This is a genomic window from Candidatus Paracaedimonas acanthamoebae, from assembly GCA_017307065.1.
Taxonomy (GTDB): domain Bacteria; phylum Pseudomonadota; class Alphaproteobacteria; order Caedimonadales; family Caedimonadaceae; genus Paracaedimonas; species Paracaedimonas acanthamoebae_A.
The window spans coordinates 1-2278 of sequence record JAFKGL010000001.1 but is presented as its reverse complement, the minus strand read 5'-3'; the positions used below and the strand labels follow the sequence as shown (position 1 = coordinate 2278).

The following is a 2278-nucleotide window of genomic DNA, read 5'->3' as shown; positions in this document are numbered from 1 at the left end:
AAAAAATCCTTACTAAGTTTAATTCTCATATTGAGGTTGTAAGTGAACTTAATAAAGGAACTACATTTAAATTCAAATGGCCTATTTTTTAAAAACTTAACTAAATTACATTCTGTTGAAACTTTAGCCTAAGATTAAAATTAAGCTAAGGAAAAAATCTTTTCAACAGAGCAGGATATTTTTAAACCGTTGTTGACAATGCCATTTTCTTCTATATCTTTAATGCTAGGTTCTTAGAATAAAAAAACTAAGTATAAGTTTGGTTAATAAATTTTAAAGGGAAGAAATAATGATAAATGCACCACACACAACAGTAAGGACTTTTTCTTATTATTCGCGCTTATTTGCTAACATCTTAGTAATTATTGGCGCTATTAACTGGGGCTTAGTTGGAACCATTAAGTTTGATCTTGTTGCTTTTCTTTTTGGAGAGGTGTCAGCAGTCAGCCGCGTTGTATATGCGCTTGTAGGTCTTTCTGGCCTTTACCTATTACCAACTTTAGCACAACGTAGTATAAATAATTGATTTTACTGCATTATAAAGGTATCAGCTTTTATATGGTATGAGATGGATATAGTTGGGCGGGTGAATACTAAAATTATAATCTATAACTTAATTATTTCTCAAGTACTGATAAAGTGTCTCTCGGCTGATATTAAGCTCCTTGGCAACTGCTGATTTGCTATGTCCTTGAGAAACCTTTTCCTTAAGCTCTAATATTGTTTCCTCACTGAGCTTTTTCTTCCTTCCTTTATAGAGTCCCTTTTGCTTTGCAAGATGAATTCCTTCTAACTGCCGCTCTCTGATAAGAGCTCGCTCAAATTCTCCAAAAGCTCCCATTACGGAGAGAAGAAGCTTGGCCATGGGAGAGTCCTCGCCTGTAAAGACTAACTGCTCTTTCTCAAATCGAATACCTATCCCCTTCTCTGTTAAATCTAACACTAGCTTTCTTAAATCATCAAGATTACGAGCTAATCGATCCATGCTATGGACAACAATCGTATCTCCATCTCTTGCATAGTGAAGAAGTTCTTCTAGTCCAGGTCTTTTGGTATCTTTTCCTGATGCTTTATCAGTGAAAACTTTATCAAGAAGAATTCCATCGAGTTGTCGTTCTGTATTTTGACCAAAACTGCTGACGCGGATATAGCCAAGTATTTTACCTTTAGACATGAATCTTCCTTTTTCGTATAAATGAGCCCTAATTGTCAGAATAGAGTCTAAGAGGTTGTCGATCACTTGTCAATAAATTATTAAACCTATTTATTCCTGACATGGTTACATCCCTCTTCCTGACATCAGGTTAGAGCATACTCTAGATTGACATAAAAATCATTTTTAGATATTAAGATGAAAATTATACCTATTTAAATTTTAGTTCCTAAAATATCTTACTTGCATAAATTATTTTTATGCTATAATTTTTTTATAATCCTTTAAAAAAATATTGGACCTTAAATGATACCAAGAGCAAAAATATCTAAGGGTGGGAAAATTGTTATTCCTGCTTTCTTCAGAAAAAAGTTGAACCTTAAAGATGGTGAAGAAGTTATGCTTGAGCTCCAAGATGATCATCTTGTTATAACGTCTCTCAAACATAAACTTGAAGCTGCACGTCAAATTGTAAACCGCTACCATTCTTCAAAAGAAAGCTTAGTTGATATCTTATTTGAAATGCGTCGCGAGGAATCCAAGCATGAACAATAATGTTATTTTAGATTCTTCCGCTCTGCTCGCTCTTCTTAAAAATGAACCAGGGTCAGATATTGTTGAATCTCTCCTAGGTAATATCATAATGTCGAGCATTAATGTTACTGAAGTCGCAACTGTATTACTCGATTCAGAAATGACTTTACAAGAATGCCAAGACACTGTTTTACCGTTTATCTCTAACATTAAACCTTATGATGAAGTACTTGCTTTCTTAACTGCTGATCTCAGAAAACAAACTAAAGCTTATGGTCTTTCGTTAGGAGACAGAGCTTGTATTGCATTGGGGCAAAAGATGCAGCTTCCTATCTATACAGCTGATAAAATATGGGGAGAGCTGCAATTAGAAAATGTCAAAATTAAGCTTATTAGATAAGAACATTCCTCGCAGACTCAATTTAATAAGTTATTCATATCATTAGCTTAATTTTAATCTTAGGCTAAAGTTTCAACAGAATGTAATTTAGTTAAGTTTTTAAAAAATAGGCCATTTGAATTTAAATGTAGTTCCTTTATTAAGTTCACTTACAACCTCAATATGAGAATTAAACTTAGTAAGGATTTTTT

General features: G+C 33.3%; 4 protein-coding genes. 3 read left to right on the top strand and 1 reads right to left on the bottom strand.

All coding sequences use genetic code 11. The annotated features are described in order from the left end of the window. Nucleotides 1-289: 289 nt before the first annotated feature. Nucleotides 290-526 (top strand): DUF378 domain-containing protein, encoded by a 237-nt coding sequence (locus J0H12_00020; protein MBN9412299.1) that lies wholly within the window; start codon nt 290-292, stop codon nt 524-526. 87 nt (nt 527-613) lie between these two features. Here J0H12_00020 and J0H12_00015 read toward each other — a convergent pair whose 3' ends face one another. Then, a complete protein-coding gene (locus J0H12_00015; protein MBN9412298.1) occupies nt 614-1174 on the bottom strand; it encodes a recombinase family protein in 561 nt (186 codons plus the stop codon). Between the two features lie 285 nt (nt 1175-1459). Between J0H12_00015 and J0H12_00010 the strand changes: the two genes are divergently transcribed. Together J0H12_00010 and J0H12_00005 are read left to right on the top strand one after the other, a co-directional pair. Further along, entirely contained in the window at nt 1460-1708 is a 249-nt protein-coding gene (locus J0H12_00010; GenBank protein MBN9412297.1) for an AbrB/MazE/SpoVT family DNA-binding domain-containing protein, read from the top strand. After that, nucleotides 1698-2087: a type II toxin-antitoxin system VapC family toxin gene (locus tag J0H12_00005; protein MBN9412296.1), complete on the top strand. Its 390-nt coding sequence runs from the start codon at nt 1698-1700 to the stop codon at nt 2085-2087. Before J0H12_00010 ends, J0H12_00005 begins: the two co-directional genes overlap by 11 nt. Nucleotides 2088-2278 lie beyond the last annotated feature (191 nt).

Coding starts and splice junctions, on each gene's coding strand:
- J0H12_00010 (MBN9412297.1), top strand. CDS start 1,460: ATGATACCAAGAGCAAAAATATCTAAGGGTGGGAAAATTGTTATTCCT.
- J0H12_00015 (MBN9412298.1), bottom strand. CDS start 1,174: ATGTCTAAAGGTAAAATACTTGGCTATATCCGCGTCAGCAGTTTTGGT.
- J0H12_00020 (MBN9412299.1), top strand. CDS start 290: ATGATAAATGCACCACACACAACAGTAAGGACTTTTTCTTATTATTCG.
- J0H12_00005 (MBN9412296.1), top strand. CDS start 1,698: ATGAACAATAATGTTATTTTAGATTCTTCCGCTCTGCTCGCTCTTCTT.